The organism is Geodermatophilus sp. SYSU D00965 (genome assembly GCF_054050075.1).
Genome location: NZ_JBJGYQ010000023.1, coordinates 21,973 through 36,628, shown reverse-complemented (window position 1 = coordinate 36,628; position 14,656 = coordinate 21,973). Strand labels below are relative to the sequence as shown.

Genomic DNA, 14,656 nt, shown 5'->3' with positions numbered 1-14,656 from the left:
TGGACGTGCCCGAACCGTGACCTGCCTCACACTCGCAGCCGGTAGAAGCGGAAGAAGTCGTTGTCGACCGGTAGCACCTCCACGCCGGAGAAGCCGGCCTCCCGGGCGTAGCGCTCCAGGGTCGCCGGCCGCATGACGGTGCCGGTCCCGACCGACGGCTGGGCCGAGCGGCCGTCGGGCAGGCAACAGGTGAGGCTGTAGCCGTACATCAGCCGCTCGACGTCGTCCCCCGGCGCGGTGAACTGCTCGGCCACCTTCTCGTCGACGACCAGCACGACGCCGTCGGGCCGGGCCATGCGCCGCATCGCGCCGAGGACGGCGACCGGGTCGGGCAGGTCGTGCACGCACTCGAACGCCGTCACCAGGTCGTACGCGCCCGGCTCGCCGCCGCCCGACCCCGCGTCGACGGTGGTGAACCGCACCCGGTCGGCGACCCCGGCCTGCTCGGCGTGGCGCCGCGCCTGCGCGACGGAGGGCTCGTCGATGTCGAAGCCCTCGACCCGCGCCTCGGGGTAGGCCCGCGCGATGCCGATGGCCGACCAGCCCATGCCGCAGCCGACGTCGGCCACCCGGCCGCCGGCCCGCAGCACCGCGTCGACGTCGGGCAGCGAGCGCAGGTCCTCCCGGGCCATCGGCCCCAGGAAGTACGGGCGGTTGGCATCGCCCTGGGCCTCCCGGGCGTCGGGACCCATCTCCGCCCAGCTCAGCCCCGTCCCGGTGCGGTAGGCCTCGCGCAGCCGGGGCACGTTGCGCGCGAAGGCCAGGGCCACGCGGGCGAACGGCGGCATGTAGGAGAGGTCCAGCTCGTCGAGCAGCACGCCGCGGTACTCCGCCGGCAGGGTGTAGCGCCGCGCGTCGGGCTCGGCCCGGACGTCGTCGACGGTGAGGATGCCGGCCACCGCCTGCTGCTCGAGCCACTCGCGGGCGTAGCGGGCGTCGGTGCCGGTCCGGTCGGCGAGCTCGGGCGCCGTGGCCGGCGCGCCGGCCAGCGCCCGGTACCAGCCCAGCTCGACGCCCAGCTGGAGGGCGGCGAGCTCGAGGGTGGCGATCACCCCGCCGAGGATGCGTTCGGCGAGGTCGGCGGCGGTGCCCGCGGGCGGTGTCTCGGTCGTCGTCATGCCCCCGCACCGTGGCCCGTGGCGCACACCCCCGGCCAGAGCCCTTGGCCCCGCGTCAGCGTCGGGTGGAGACGGTGACGGTGAACCGGCGGTCGGACGCCGCGACCCGGGTCGGCCCCACCAGCCGGCGCAGCGCCGCCCGGTGCGGCAGCCGGTTGTTGTAGACGCACCACAGCTCCCCGCCGGGCCGCAGCACCCGGTGCGCCGCGGCGAACAGCCGGTCGGCGGCGCCGGTCACCACGGCGGCGCCGACGTGGAACGGCGGGTTGCAGACCACCAGGTCCACGCTCCCGTCGCGGACGGTGGACGCCGCGTCGTCCCGGGTCACGCGCACCCGGTCGGCCACCCCGTTGGCCGCCGCCGTCGCCACGGCCGAGGCGACCGCGGCCGCGGACTGGTCGCTGGCGTCGACGACGAGCCCCGGCCGGGCCAGCGCGAGCGCCGTGGCGAGCACGCCGGTGCCGCAGCCGAGGTCGAGGGCGGTGGCGGCGTCGGGGACGGCACCCGGCAGGGCGGCGAGCAGGGCCCGGGTGCCGACGTCGACCCGCGTGCCGGCGAAGGCGGCGCCGTGCGCGCAGACGGTGAGGCCGAGGTCGGCGTGCACCTGGCGGTGCGGGAAGGACGTCGGGACGCCCGGCCGCGGCCCCCGGGCGACCAGCACCCGCGACTTCTGCCGGGCCAGCGTGGCCGAGACCTCGGTGAAGCCGATCCGCAGGACGTCGTTCATCGCCAGGGTCATGTGCTTGACCCGGCCGCCGACGACGAGGGTGACCCCGGGGCCCGCGCCGGCCGCCAGCTCGGTGAGCTCCCGCAGCGCGTCGAGCGACTTCGGCGCCTTGGCCAGCACCACGCGGGCGCCGTCCACCAGCCCGGGGGCGAGCGGGAGCGAGCGGTACGTGCCGGTCAGCCCGGTGCGCTCGGCGTTGCGGGCCAGGGCCAGCTCGCCGACCAGCAGGTCCTGGTGCACGCGGACGTCGCGGGCCCCGGCGCCCACCGCGCCGAGGGTCAGCGCGCCGTACGAGTCGTCGACGACGACCACCTCGCCCGGGCCGGCCGCCGCGAGCGCACCGGCCGCCTCGTCGAGCAGCAGCCGGTCGGTGGCGTCGACGGCGACCAGGTCCGGCGCCTCGACGTCCGGCTCCCGCCGCAGCTGCGCGAGCAGCTCCTCGGTCACCGACACGGACTCTCCCCCCTCCGGCGAGATCGGCGGTCTCGGCGGTGTACGGCCCGGGAACCGTACGAGATCGCCGAGCGTAGGCGTGCCCGGCCACCCGGTCGTGTGCCATCCGGGCCCGGACGGCGGGGACGGCGACCCGGCGGCAGGATCGGCCGTGCACCAGGTCGAGGGACCGCACCCCGCCGGGAGGAGCCGCCATGGCCGGGACGACGCGCGAGTGGCACCTGGCCGCCCGCCCGCACGGGGAGCCGACACCGGAGGACTTCCGGCTGGTCGAGGTCCCGGTGCCCGACCCGGCCGAGGGGCAGGTCGCCGTCCGCCTGGTCGCGATGTCGGTCGACCCGTACATGCGCGGCCGGATGCGGGACGCCCCCTCCTACGCCGCACCGTGGGAGCTCGGCGAGGTGATGAAGGGCGGCGCCGTGGGCCGGGTGGTCTCCTCGCGGGCCCCGGACCTGCCCGAGGGCGCGCTGGTGCTCACCGACGCGGCGTGGCGGGAGGTCGCCGTCCTGGACGCCGCCGCGGTGACCCGGCTGCCCTCGCTGACCGACGTCCCGCCGTCCTGGTTCCTCGGTGTGCTCGGCATGCCCGGGCTCACCGCGTACACCGGGTTGTTCCGGATCGCCGGGTTCACCGCCGGCGAGGACCTCTACGTCTCCGCCGCCGCGGGCGCCGTGGGCAGCCTGGTCGGGCAGTTCGCCCGGCTGCGCGGTGCCGGTCGGGTCGTGGGCAGTGCCGGCAGCCCGGCCAAGGTCGCCTGGCTCACCGGCGACCTCGGCTTCACCGCCGCGTTCGACCACCACGACGGCCCGCTGGCGCTCTCGCTGGCCGAGGCCGCCCCCGACGGCGTCGACGTGGTCTTCGACAACGTCGGCGGCGCGCACCTCGAGGCCGCGCTGAACGTGCTGCGGGTGCACGGGCGGGCCGCGCTGTGCGGGTCGATCTCCGGCTACAACGCCGTCGAGCCGCCGCCCGGGCCGCGGAACATGGGCCAGATGGTCGGCAAGCGGCTGACGCTGCGCGGCTTCCTGGTCGGGGACCACGCCGACCTGCGGGAGGAGTTCACCGAGACGGTGTCGGGGTGGCTGCGGTCGGGGGAGCTCGTGGTCCGGGAGACCGTGTACGAGGGGATCGAGAACGCCGTGCCGGCCTTCCTCGACCTCCTGCGCGGGGCCAACACCGGCAAGATGGTCGTCCGCCTGGCCCCCGACCCCGACTGAACCGCCGGGTCCGGGGCAGTCTGGGGGCATGTGGCTGTTGCTGACCCGCCGTTTCCGCATGTGGCTGGTGCTCACCGTCGTCGTCCCGCTGACCTCCGGCCTGCTGCGCCGCGCCGGCCGTGCCCTGGAGCGGCGCACCGGCTCCACCCCGCTCACCCGCGGGCTCCACCGCGCCGGCGACCTGGGCGACCGGGCGCGGACGACGCTCCGTGGCGGGCGCCGCCGCCGGTGACGGTCGACCCCGCGCTCGAGCACGTCCCGCCGAGCGGCCCGCTGCGGGCGCTGGCGGTGTTCTGCCACGGCGGCACGGTGGCCAGCGTCGAGCCGCCGCGCGAGCGGGCCCTGTCGCTGTTGCGCATGCGGGCCATCGAGCAGTTCGTCCGCGCCTCGACGGCCGAGCAGGGCGTCGGCACGTACCTGGTCCGCTACCGGGTCGCCGGCTGGAACGGCGTGTCCGCCGACGCCTACGCCGACGTGCGCTGGACCCTCGCCCAGCTGCGGGCCCGCCACGGCGAGGTCCCGGTGGTGCTGGTCGGCCACTCGATGGGCGGCCGCGCGGTGCTGCGCGCCGGCGGGGACCCGTCGGTGCGGGCGGTCTGCGCGCTGGCCCCGTGGACCCCGCCCGGCGAGCCGGTGGAGCACCTGCGCGAGCAGACCGTGGCGGTGCTGCACGGGCGGGGCGACCGCTGGGTGCCGGCGGCGCTGTCGGCCGACTTCGCCGTCCGCGCGCGGGAGGCCGGCGCCCGGATCGCCCGGTTCACGATCGCCGGCGGGCACAGCATGGTGCGGCGGGCGCCGGTGTGGCACGCGTTCGTCCGGGACGTCGTCCTGGGCGGGGCGGGGCTGGCCCCGTGGCGGGCCGACCTCGCCGCGGCCCTGGAGCACACGGAGCTCGCCGTCCCCCTGTGAGCGGAGGAGATCCGTGCGGGTGACCCGCACGGATCTCCTCCGGTGCGTCAGGAGAAGAGGGCGCTGTAGCCGTTGAGCGCGGGCTGCCCGCCGAGGTGGGCGTAGAGCACGGTGGACGACGGGTCGATCTCGCCGCGGCCGACCAGGTCGATGGTCGCGGCCATCGACTTCCCCTCGTACACCGGGTCGGTGACCATGCCCTCGGTGCGCGCGGCCAGCTCCATCGCGCGGATCGTCGTCTCGTCGGGGATCCCGTAGACGCCGGCGTGGTAGCGCTCGTCGAGCTCGACGTCGTCGCGGGTGAGCTCGCGCCGCAGGCCGATCCGCGAGCCCGTGCGCTGGGCGATGCGCAGCACCTGCTCGCGGGTCTCGGCGGGCTTGGCCGACGCGTCGATGCCGAGCACCCGCCGCGGCCGGGCGCCCTCCTCCTCCAGCTTGGCGAAGCCGGCCACCATGCCCGCCTGGGTCGAGCCGGTGACCGAGCAGACCACGACGGTGTCGAAGAAGACGCCGAGCTCGGCCTCCTGCGCGGCGACCTCCTCCGCCCACCCGGCGAACCCGAGCCCGCCGAGCGGGTGGTCCGAGGCGCCGGCCGGGATCGCGTAGGGCTTGCCGCCGCGCTCCTCGATCTCGGCGAGCGCGGCCTCCCAGCTCTCCTTGAAGCCGATGCCGAACCCGGCCTTGACCAGCCGCACGTCGGCCCCGGCCAGCCGGCTGACCAGGATGTTGCCGACCTTGTCGTAGACCGCGTCGGGCCAGTCGACCCAGCTCTCCTGCACCAGCACGCACTTGAGCCCCACCCGCGCCGCCACCGCGGCGACCTGCCGGGTGTGGTTGCTCTGCACGCCGCCGATCGACACCAGCGTGTCGCAGCCCTGGTCCAGCGCGTCGGCGACGAGGTACTCGAGCTTGCGGGTCTTGTTCCCGCCGAACGCGATGCCGGAGTTCACGTCCTCGCGCTTGGCCCACACGGCAGCACCCCCGAGGTGCTCGGTGAGCCGGTCGAGCCGGTGCACCGGCGACGGGCCGAACAGCAGCGGGTAGCGGGGATAGTCAGACAGGGCCATCGGGCATCTCCAGTTCGGACAGCAGCGCCGTCCAGATCTCGGTGGTGGTGGCGACGGCGGCGTCGACGTCGGATTCCGCGCAGGCGGTGATCAGGCGGTCGTGCAGGACGACGGACTCCCGCCCGTGCGCCGCGGCGAAGCGGGCCCGCTCCAGCCGGCGGACGGCGGGGGTGAAGCGGTCGATCGTCGCGGCCACGGCGGCGTTCCCGCATCGCTCGACCAGGACGGCGTGCAGCTCGTCGTCGGCGGCCAGCGCGGCGTCGACGTCCCCGGTCGCGACCGCGGCGGCGAATCGCTCGTTGGCCGCGCGCATGCGGGCGACGTCGTCCGGGGTCACCAGCGGCACCGCCTCGCGGACGGCGAGCTCGTGCATCGCCCGGACGACGACGCCGGCGTCGTGGACGTCGCGCACCCGCAGCGGGGTGACCCGGGTGTGGCTCTGCGGCTTGGCCTCGACCAACCCCTCGTCGGCCAGCCGGGCCAGCGCCGCGCGCACCGGGGCGGCCGAGAGCCCGAGGCGGGCGGCCAGCTCGGCGTCCTTCACCACCGCGCCGGGCGCCAGCTCGCCGGAGACGATCGCCTGCCGGATGCGCACCAGGGCGACGTCGCGCAGCAGCACGCGGCCGATCGGAGCGAGGGACACAACTGACATCTCAGATGTCAGGCGCCACCGCGTCAAGTGAGCTGGCGCAACCGCTGCGGTCGTTGGCAGCCGGGGGCGTCGTCGCCGGCCGCCGTGCACCTCACGATCGACGGTGTGATCGACGACTGGAGCACGCCGCCCGCCGAGGCCGCCGCGCACTTCGCCCGCCGCCTCGCCGTCGAGACCGATGTGAGCGACGTGCACGCCGCGATGGAGTCCGGGGCGCCCGGGTTCGTGCTGCTCGACAGCCGCAGCCGCGAGGCCTGGGAGCAGGGACACGTCCCGGGGGCGGTGCACCTACCGGGCCGGGAGGTCGCCCGGCGCGCCGCGGCCGAGCTGGACCCCTCGACCCCGGTGGTCACCTACTGCTGGGGCCCGGGCTGCAACGGCGCCACCCGGGCCGCGCTGGCGCTGGCTCTGCTGGGCTACCGGGTGCGGGAGATGATCGGCGGCTTCGAGTACTGGGCGCGGGAGGGGCTGCCGGTGGAGACAGCGACCGGCCCCGCCCGGCCCGCGGTCGACCCGCTCACCGCCGTCGACCCGCTCAGGGCCCCCGCCGGCGTCCGCTGCGGCTGCTGATCAGCCGAACGCCGGCGCCGGGTCGTCGGACAGCCGGGCCCAGAGCAGCTCGTCGTGCTTGAGCCCGTCGCCGTAGCGGTACGAGCGGCGCAGCCGGCCCTCGAACGAGAAGCCCGCCTTCTCGGCCACCCGCGCGGAGGCGGTGTTCTCCACCGCGTGGCACAGCTCCACCCGGTCGACGTCCAGCCGCGCGAAGGCCCAGCGGCAGGCGGCGTCGACCGCGACCGGGGCGACGCCGCGCCCCCGGGCCGCGGGCACCGTCCAGTACCCGATCTCGGCGTCGGCCTGCGCGCGGTCGATGGAGTGCAGGGACACCGAGGCCAGCAGCGTGCCCGCGGCGTCGACGACGGCCCAGGCGGCGCGGTCCTCGAGCGCCGGGTCCATCCGGACCCGCACGATCAGCGCGGCGTCCTCCCGCGAGACCACGCCCGCCCCGCTCCACATCCGGCTGGCGGGGTCCTGCAGGGCGGCGAAGACGTCGGGGACGTCGTCGGTCCGCCAGGGCCGCAGGCGCAGCGCACCGGCGGCCAGCTCATCGGGGATCACGGGAGGGCATCGTGCCCCATGGCCCCCTGCAGGGCCCCACCGCGAGCTCGCGAGTGGTGGGGGGCAGGGGGTCCTCCCTCAGGCGGGGACGGAGACCCCGACGCCGCCACGGGTGTGCGCGCCGTAGCGGGCGATCTCCTGGTCGAGGTCCAGCGGCGACGTCATGGCCGCGCCCGCCGTGAGCTCCGGGGTGATGAACTCGGCCGGCAGCAGCCAGGACACCTCGAACTCCAGGCCGTCCGGGTCGTGCGCGTAGAGGGCCTTGGTGGTCACGTGGTCGCTCATCCCGACCAGCGCGCCGACCTGCAGCAGCGCGTCGCGGATGCGGGCGAGCTCGGCGAGGGTGTCGACCTCCCAGGCCAGGTGGTAGAGGCCGACCGTGCGCCGGCCGGCCTCCGAGGCGCCGGCGCCCGCGCCGATCTGGAACAGGCCGAGGTCGTGGTCGTTGCTCGACCCCTCGGCCTGCAGGAACACCGCGGCACCGGGGATCTCCATCTTCGCGCGGAATCCGAGCACGTCGCGGTAGAAGGCGTGGCTGCGGGCGACGTCGCGCACGTAGAGGACGGCGTGGTTGAGGCGCTGGACGGGCATGGTCGGACTCCTGACGGTCGGCAGGACGCCAGTGTGCGCCCATCTGCTTGAGACTTCAAGTATCGGTCGCGCCCGATCGGGTAGGTGCCGGGCATGGACCACTCGCGCGCCCCCGTCCTCGAGGCCCTGCAGGAGTTCCGCCGCCGGGGGGACGTCGTCTTCGGCCCGCCCGGCCACAAGCAGGGCCGCGGTGCCGACCCGCGGGTGGTCGAGGTCGTCGGGGAGGGCGTGTTCGCCTCCGACGTCCTCTCGCTCAACGGCCTCGACGACCGGCGCGAGTCGCAGGCGGTCACCACCCAGGCCGAGGACCTCATGGCCGACGCCGTGGACGCCGACAGGGCCTTCTTCTCCACCTGCGGCAGCTCGCTGTCGGTGAAGAGCGCGATGATCTCGGTCGCCGGCCCGGACGAGGAACTGCTGGTCAGCCGCAACGCGCACAAGTCGGTGGTGGCCGGGCTGATCATCAGCGGCATCCGCCCGGTGTGGGTGCACCCGCACTTCGACGCCGAGCGGCACCTGGCCCATCCGCCGGAGCCCGAGGACGTCCGCCGCGCGCTCGACCGGCACCCGCAGGTCAAGGGGATGCTGCTGATCACCCCGACCGACTGGGGCACCTGCGCCGACATCGCCGGCGTCGCCGAGGTGTGCCACGAGCGCGACCTCCCGCTGATCGTCGACGAGGCCTGGGGGGCCCACCTGCCCTTCCACCCCGACCTGCCGGCCTGGGGGATGGACGCCGGCGCGGACGTCGTCGTCACCAGCGTGCACAAGATGGGCGGGGCGATCGAGCAGAGCTCGGTGTTCCACCTCAAGGGCTCCCGCGTGGACCCGCAGGTGCTCAAGCAGCGGGAGGACCTGCTGGGCACCACGAGCTCCTCGTCGCTGGTGTACCTGACCCTCGACGGGTGGCGACGGCACATGGTCGAGCAGGGCGAGGAACTGCTGGGCAGGGCGATCGAGCGCGCCGCGCGCCTCCGGGCGGAGATCGACGCGCTGCCGGGCCTGGCGGTCATGGGCCGTGAGGTCATCGGCACCGGCGGCGCCTTCGACCTCGACCCGCTGGCGATCACCGTCGACGTCCGGGGCCTGGGCATCACCGGCTTCCAGGCCGGGGACTGGCTGCGCGCCGCCTGCCACGTGGACCTCGGCGCGGCTGACACCCTCCGCGTCAACGCCCGCATCACCCACGCCGACGACGACGAGACGGAGAAGGCGCTGCTGGACGCGCTGCGTGCCCTCGTGGAGGGTGCCGCGTCGATGGAGCGCCCGCCGCGGGTGGACCTCCCCTCGCCGCAGGGCCTCGAGCTGGAGCAGGCGATGACGCCGCGCGATGCGTTCTTCGCCCGTGTCGAGCAGGTGCCGGCCGCCGAGGCGGTGGGCCGGGTGGCCGCCGAGCTGGTCAGCCCCTACCCGCCCGGCGTCCCGGTGCTGGCGCCCGGCGAGCGGATCAGCCAGGACGCCGTCGACTACCTGACCAGCGGGGTGCAGGCCGGGATGCTGATCCCCGACGCCGCGGACCCGTCGATGGAGACCTTCCGGGTCGTCGCCTGATGACAGCCGCGGGAGCATCGCAGCGAGCGCCAGCGAGCGAGGAGCGGACCGCGGCGCGGAATCAGGCCATGGACGTCTCATAGCCCCTCAGGAGGCCAGCGGTGACCGGCTCGGTGGACGTCCTCGTCCCGCCGCCGCTGCGCTTCCTCCTGCCGGGACGGGACCGGCACCGCGGCGTCCGGCGGATGCGGTTCGACCCCGACGCCACGCTCGGCCACGTCGTCCAGGCGGCCGGGGTGCCGCTGACCGAGGTCGGCGGCCTCCGGGTCGACGGCGCCCCCGCCGGCGTCGCCGACCGGACGCGGCCGGGCAGCACCGTGGAGGTCGCCGAGGTCCCGCGGCCGCAGCCGGTGCCGGCCGGCGGCTTCCTGCTCGACGTCGGGCTGGGGGCGCTGGCCCGCCGGCTGCGGCTGCTCGGCCTGGACGCGGCGTGGTCCAACGACGCCGACGACGCCGACCTCGTGGTCCGCGCGACCGCCGAGGAGCGCGCCCTGCTCACCCAGGACCGCGGCCTGCTCATGCGCCGGGCCCTGCCGTCGGGGGCGCTGGTCCGCGGCGCCCGGCCCGACGACCAGCTCGCCGACGTCCTCGACCGGTTCGCTCCCCCGCTGGCGCCGCTGACCCGCTGCACCGCCTGCGGCGCCCGGCTGCTGCCGGTGGCCAAGGCCGACGTCGCCGACCGGCTGCCCGCCGGTACCAGGCGGACCTACGAGGAGTTCTCCCGCTGCCCGGCCTGCGACCGGGTCTACTGGCGCGGCGCGCACGCCCGCCGGATCGACGCGCTGGTCCGGACGGCGAGCCGGTAGGGCCCGCCAGGTCGGCCCCCGGGGGCCACGGGCTGGCCCGCACGTGTCACCCGCGGCGGGCACAGGAAGGAGCGCCCATCCACCTGCGCCGCTCCTGCGAGGCCGCCGTGTACCTGTCGAAGACCGAGGCCGCCGTCCTGCCGACCACGCTGGTCGGCGCGCCGAGACCGGCACCCTCCGGGTCCGGACGGCGGCGGCTGTGGCCGCTGCTGGGTCCGGCGTTCGTCGCGGCGGTGGCCTACGTCGACCCGGGCAACTTCGCGACCAACTTCGCCGGCGGCGCCTCGTTCGGCTACACGCTGCTGTGGGTCATCGTGGCGGCCAACCTCATGGCGATGCTCATCCAGTCGCTGACCGCCAAGCTCGGGCTGGCCACCGGCCGGGACCTGGCCACCCTCTGCCGAGAGCAGCTGCCCCGGCCGGTCACCCGCGGGCTGTGGCTGCAGGCCGAGGCGGTCGCGATCGCCACCGACCTGGCCGAGATCGTCGGCGGCGCGGTGGCGCTGAACCTGCTGTTCGGCGTGCCGCTGCCGATCGGTGGGGTGATCACCGCCGTGGTCGCGTTCGTGCTGCTGGCCGCGCAGTCCCGAGGGCACCGGCCGTTCGAGCGGGTGATCGCCGGGCTGCTGCTGGTGATCGGCCTGGGCTTCGGCTACACGCTGGTCAGCTCCGGCGTCGACGTCGGCGGGGTCGCCGGCGGCCTCGTGCCCTCGTTCGCCGGCTCGGAGAGCCTGCTGCTGGCCACCGGGATCCTGGGCGCGACCGTCATGCCGCACGTCATCTACGTGCACTCCGCGCTGACCCCGGGCCGGTACGGCGACGTGGTCACCGCCGGGCGCAGCGAGGCCGGCCGGCGCCGGCTGCTGCGGGCCCAGCGGGTCGACGTCCTGGTCGCGATGGGCCTGGCCGGGCTGGTCAACGCCGCGATGCTGGTGATCGCCGCGCAGCTGTTCACCGCCGACGACGGCATCGAGTCGCTGGAGAGCGTGCACGCCGGGCTGGGCGACCAGCTGGGCACCGGCGCCGCGCTGGCCTTCGCCGTCGCGCTGCTCGCCTCCGGGTTCGCCTCCTCCTCGGTCGGCACCCACGCCGGGCAGGTGGTCATGGCCGGCTTCCTGCGCCGGCACATCCCGGTGCTCGCCCGCCGGCTGGTCACCCTGGCGCCGGCCCTGGCGGTGCTGCTGCTCGGCGGCGACCCGACCACCGCGCTGGTCTGGTCGCAGGTGGTGCTCTCCTTCGGCATCCCCTTCGCGCTGGTGCCGCTGCTGTGGCTGACCGCCCGCCGCTCGGTCATGGGCAACTGGGTCAACCGGCCGGTCACCACCATCGCCGGGGCGGTCGTCGCCGCGCTGATCATCGGCCTCAACGCCCACCTGCTGCTGGGCTTCGTCCTCGGCTGAAGGACCTCCCCCGCGATCATGGCGCGGTGACCACTCCGGAGCCCCCTCCGGTGGTCACGGCGCCATGATCGTGTCCGGGCAGCGGCAGCGGGCACCGGCGGACGGCGGCAGCGGCGGAACGGTCTAGGCTGGTCGCACAACCGAACACACAGCAGGGGAGCGCTTCGGCGCTGAGAGTGCGGGTTCCCGCAGACCCTCGAACCTGATCCGGGTCATGCCGGCGCAGGGAGTCTGGAGGAAAGTCATGGCCGACCAGGCCGTCCGTCCGTCGTCGGCTGCGCCCACCGGGGGGCGCTCGCGCTGGCGCACCGTCGACATCGTCGTCACCGCCGTCCTGGGCGTCGCCTTCGGCGTCGTCTTCTGGGCCTGGGGCCTGCTGTGGGCGGGTACCGGAACGGCCTTCGCCGCCTTCCCGCCCGGGCAGGCGTTCATGTACGGCGTCTGGCTGGTCCCCGCGGTGCTCGCCCCGCTGGTGGTGCGCAAGCCCGGAGCGGGCCTGTTCGCCGAGCTGGTCGCCGCGATCGTCTCGGCGCTGCTCGGCTCGGCCTGGGGGACGACGACGATCGTCTACGGCCTGCTGCAGGGGCTGGCCGGGGAGGCCGGCTTCGCCGCCTTCCGGTACCGCCGCTTCGGGTGGCCGCAGGCACTGCTGTCCGCGGCGCTGGCCGGCGCGATGGCCGCCGTCCTGGACCTCCTCTACTACTACCCGGACTGGACCGCGGGCTGGAAGACGACGTACGTGGCGCTCGTCGTGGCCGGCACCGTCGTCGTCGCGGGCGCGGGCAGCATGGCGCTGACCCGCGCGCTGGCCGGCAGCGGTGCGCTGTCGGCGTTCGCCTCCGGCCGCACCCGGGTCTGACGCTGACCGGGGGGTCCCCGGCCGCCGTCCGGGTGGCCGGGTGGGGCTTCCGGCACGCCACCCGGCGGGCCTGGGCGGTCCGGGACGTCGACCTGACGGTGGCCCCCGGTGAGCGGCTGCTGCTCACCGGGGCCTCCGGCTCGGGCAAGTCCACGCTGCTGCGGGCGCTGGGCGGCCTGCTGGACCCGGAGAGCGGGGACGTCGTCGGCGTGCTGACCGTCGACGGCGAGCCGCCCGACCGCCGGCGGCAGCGCGTCGGCATGGTCTTCCAGGACCCCGACTCGCAGCTGGTGATGACCCGCGCCGGGGACGACGTCGCCTTCGGGCTGGAGAACGTCGGCACCCCGCCCGCGGCGATCGGGCCGGCCGTGGACGCCGCCCTCGCCGCGGTCGGCTTCGACCTGGGCCGGGACCGGTCCACCGGCGCGCTGTCCGGCGGGCAGAAGCAGCGGCTGGTGCTGGCCGGCGCGCTCGCCCCGCGCCCCGGCCTGCTGCTGCTCGACGAGCCCACCGCGCAGCTGGACCCGGCCGGCGCCGAGCTGGTCCGCGGCGCGGTGGCCCGGGCGGTCGCCGACCGCGGCGCCACGCTCGTCGTCGTCGACCACGACGCCGCGGCCTGGCTGCCCCTGGTCGACCGCGTGGTGGAGCTGCTGCCGGGGGGTGGTGTGGCCGAGCACGGCCCCGGGTGGGCACCGGCTCCGCTGCGCCTGCCCGTGCGGCGCAGCTCCCCCGCGGGGGCGGTGCTGCTGGCCGCCGACGCGGCCGGGTTCACCCACCGCGGCTCGACCGCCCCGGCCCTGCCGCCGACCGACGCCGTCCTGCGGGCCGGGCGGACCCTGGCGGTCACCGGCCCCAACGGCACCGGCAAGTCCACGCTGGCGCTGCTGCTGGCCGGCCTGCGGGCGCCGACCACCGGCCGGGTCACCGCCGGGCCGGCGCTCACGGCGGGGCTGCGCCGCCCGGACCGGCCGCCGTCCCGCTGGCGGGCCGCCGAGCTGGTGGAGCGGGTCGGCACCGTCTTCCAGCACCCCGAGCACCAGTTCCTCACCGGACGGGTGCGCGACGAGCTGTCCCTGGGTCCGCTGCGCGCCGGCGCGGGCGAGGGCGCGGCCCACCGGCGTGCCGACGAGCTGCTCGAGCGGCTCGGCCTGGCGCCGCTGGCCGAGGCCAACCCGTTCACCCTCTCCGGCGGGCAGCAGCGGCGGCTGTCGGTCGCCACCGCGCTGGCCACCCGGCCGCCGGTCCTGGTGCTCGACGAGCCCACCTTCGGCCAGGACCGGGACACCTGGTCGGAGCTGGTCGCGCTGCTGGCCGAGCAGCAGGACGGCGACCGCGCCCTGTGCCTGGTCACCCACGACGTCCACGTGGTCGCCGCGCTGGCCGACGACGTGCTGAGCCTGGGCGCCCGGGTGGCGGTGCCGTGACCCCGCCGCTCGCCCTGGGGCCGGTGCGCCCGGTCCCGCTGTCGGCGGTGAACCCGGTCGCCCAGCTGGCCGCCATCGCCGTCCTCACCGTCGTGCTGCTGGTCAGCGGCGACCCGGTCACCCCGGCGGTGGTGCTCGCCGCCGAGCTGGCGTTGCTGCCGGCCGCGGGGCTGACCGCCCCGCGGGAGGTCGCGCGCCGGACCTGGCCGCTGCTGCTGAGCGCGGCCGGCGTCGCCTGGGTCAACGTGGCCTTCGGCGCGCTGGACGGCGCGGATGCCTGGCTCAGCGGCGCCACCTGGGGCCTGCGGGTCGTCGCCCTGGCGCTGCCCGGGGTCCTGCTGGTCGCCTCCACCGACCCGGTCCGGCTGGCCGACGCGCTCACCCTGCACTGGCGCGTGCCGCCGCGCTTCGCCTACGGCGCCCTGGCCGCGCTGCGCCTGGTGCCGCTGCTGGCCGCCGAGTGGGAGACGATCCGGCTGGCCCGGCGGGCGCGGGGCGTCGACGCCGGGGCGAACCCCGTCGCCGCGGCCCGGCTGCTCGCCGGCACCGCCTTCGCCCTGCTGGTGGCCGCCATCCGGCGCGGCACCCGGCTGGCGACGGCGATGGACGCCCGCGGGTTCGACTCCGGCGTCCCCCGGACCAACGCCCGCGGCTCGGTCCTGCGCCCCCGCGACGGCTGGTTCGTCGCCGGGACCGTCGCGGTCTGCGCGGCGGCCGTGGCGGCGAGCGTGGCCAGCGGCGCCTGGGACCCGCTGCTCGGCTGAGG

16 protein-coding genes and 1 riboswitch are annotated in these 14,656 nt (G+C 76.3%); of the genes, 10 read left to right on the top strand and 6 right to left on the bottom strand.

Going from position 1 to position 14,656, the window contains the following annotated elements; translation table 11 throughout:
* Positions 1 to 26 precede the first annotated feature (26 nt).
* Together ACI789_RS19730 and ACI789_RS19725 are read right to left on the bottom strand one after the other, a co-directional pair.
* The gene (locus ACI789_RS19730) at positions 27 to 1,118 is read right to left on the bottom strand and encodes a class I SAM-dependent methyltransferase (RefSeq protein WP_457011058.1); all 1,092 of its coding nucleotides are present in this window, start codon (positions 1,116 to 1,118) and stop codon (positions 27 to 29) included.
* A gap of 55 nt (positions 1,119 to 1,173) precedes the next feature.
* Positions 1,174 to 2,298 (bottom strand): class I SAM-dependent methyltransferase, encoded by a 1,125-nt coding sequence (locus tag ACI789_RS19725; RefSeq protein WP_457011057.1) that lies wholly within the window; start codon positions 2,296 to 2,298, stop codon positions 1,174 to 1,176.
* A 194-nt stretch (positions 2,299 to 2,492) separates the two neighbouring features.
* Here ACI789_RS19725 and ACI789_RS19720 point away from each other — a divergent pair, with 194 nt between their 5' ends.
* The 3 genes from ACI789_RS19720 to ACI789_RS19710 are packed head-to-tail and all read left to right on the top strand — an operon-like array spanning position 2,493 to position 4,424.
* A complete protein-coding gene (locus tag ACI789_RS19720) occupies positions 2,493 to 3,515 on the top strand; it encodes an NADP-dependent oxidoreductase (RefSeq protein ID WP_457011056.1) in 1,023 nt (340 codons plus the stop codon).
* Positions 3,516 to 3,543: 28 nt separating this feature from the next.
* A complete protein-coding gene (locus ACI789_RS19715; protein ID WP_457011055.1) occupies positions 3,544 to 3,747 on the top strand; it encodes a hypothetical protein in 204 nt (67 codons plus the stop codon).
* Positions 3,744 to 4,424 (top strand): alpha/beta fold hydrolase, encoded by a 681-nt coding sequence (locus tag ACI789_RS19710; RefSeq protein ID WP_457011054.1) that lies wholly within the window; start codon positions 3,744 to 3,746, stop codon positions 4,422 to 4,424. The genes ACI789_RS19715 and ACI789_RS19710 overlap by 4 nt, the downstream gene beginning before the upstream one ends.
* Before the next feature lie 47 nt (positions 4,425 to 4,471).
* On the opposite strand, the gene ACI789_RS19705 is transcribed toward ACI789_RS19710, so the two are convergent.
* Both ACI789_RS19705 and ACI789_RS19700 read right to left on the bottom strand, forming a co-directional pair.
* Complete coding sequence (locus ACI789_RS19705) at positions 4,472 to 5,491, bottom strand: 1-aminocyclopropane-1-carboxylate deaminase (RefSeq protein WP_457011053.1); 1,020 nt, start codon at positions 5,489 to 5,491, stop codon at positions 4,472 to 4,474.
* On the bottom strand, positions 5,478 to 6,134 hold the full coding sequence (locus ACI789_RS19700) for a GntR family transcriptional regulator (RefSeq protein ID WP_457011052.1): 657 nt from the start codon (positions 6,132 to 6,134) through the stop codon (positions 5,478 to 5,480). Before ACI789_RS19700 ends, ACI789_RS19705 begins: the two co-directional genes overlap by 14 nt.
* 114 nt (positions 6,135 to 6,248) lie before the next feature.
* On the opposite strand from ACI789_RS19700, the gene ACI789_RS19695 reads away from it, so the two are divergent.
* A complete protein-coding gene (locus ACI789_RS19695; protein ID WP_457011051.1) occupies positions 6,249 to 6,713 on the top strand; it encodes a rhodanese-like domain-containing protein in 465 nt (154 codons plus the stop codon).
* Here the strand turns inward: ACI789_RS19695 and ACI789_RS19690 are convergent, their stop codons facing one another.
* Positions 6,714 to 7,259 carry a GNAT family N-acetyltransferase gene (locus ACI789_RS19690; RefSeq protein WP_457011050.1) on the bottom strand — a complete coding sequence of 182 codons (546 nt, stop codon included), beginning with the start codon at positions 7,257 to 7,259 and terminating at the stop codon, positions 6,714 to 6,716.
* Positions 7,260 to 7,337: 78 nt separating this feature from the next.
* Positions 7,338 to 7,850: a VOC family protein gene (locus ACI789_RS19685; RefSeq protein WP_457011049.1), complete on the bottom strand. Its 513-nt coding sequence runs from the start codon at positions 7,848 to 7,850 to the stop codon at positions 7,338 to 7,340.
* A 93-nt stretch (positions 7,851 to 7,943) separates the two neighbouring features.
* Here ACI789_RS19685 and ACI789_RS19680 point away from each other — a divergent pair, with 93 nt between their 5' ends.
* The 6 genes from ACI789_RS19680 to ACI789_RS19655 all read left to right on the top strand — a co-directional run bounded on the left by ACI789_RS19680 (position 7,944) and on the right by ACI789_RS19655 (position 14,654).
* On the top strand, positions 7,944 to 9,401 hold the full coding sequence (locus ACI789_RS19680; protein ID WP_457011048.1) for an aminotransferase class I/II-fold pyridoxal phosphate-dependent enzyme: 1,458 nt from the start codon (positions 7,944 to 7,946) through the stop codon (positions 9,399 to 9,401).
* A gap of 101 nt (positions 9,402 to 9,502) precedes the next feature.
* Positions 9,503 to 10,207 (top strand): Mut7-C RNAse domain-containing protein, encoded by a 705-nt coding sequence (locus ACI789_RS19675; RefSeq protein ID WP_457011047.1) that lies wholly within the window; start codon positions 9,503 to 9,505, stop codon positions 10,205 to 10,207.
* Positions 10,208 to 10,314: 107 nt separating this feature from the next.
* Positions 10,315 to 11,607, top strand: a complete 1,293-nt coding sequence (locus ACI789_RS19670) for an Nramp family divalent metal transporter (protein WP_457011046.1) — start codon at positions 10,315 to 10,317, stop codon at positions 11,605 to 11,607.
* A gap of 143 nt (positions 11,608 to 11,750) precedes the next feature.
* Positions 11,751 to 11,854, top strand: a riboswitch (TPP riboswitch).
* Positions 11,852 to 12,466, top strand: a complete 615-nt coding sequence (locus ACI789_RS19665) for an ECF transporter S component (RefSeq protein WP_456917912.1) — start codon at positions 11,852 to 11,854, stop codon at positions 12,464 to 12,466. Its footprint overlaps the riboswitch before it by 3 nt.
* 32 nt (positions 12,467 to 12,498) lie before the next feature.
* A complete protein-coding gene (locus tag ACI789_RS19660) occupies positions 12,499 to 13,890 on the top strand; it encodes an ABC transporter ATP-binding protein (protein WP_457011045.1) in 1,392 nt (463 codons plus the stop codon).
* Complete coding sequence (locus ACI789_RS19655) at positions 13,887 to 14,654, top strand: energy-coupling factor transporter transmembrane component T family protein (RefSeq protein WP_457011044.1); 768 nt, start codon at positions 13,887 to 13,889, stop codon at positions 14,652 to 14,654. The genes ACI789_RS19660 and ACI789_RS19655 overlap by 4 nt, the downstream gene beginning before the upstream one ends.
* Positions 14,655 to 14,656: the final 2 nt, after the last annotated feature.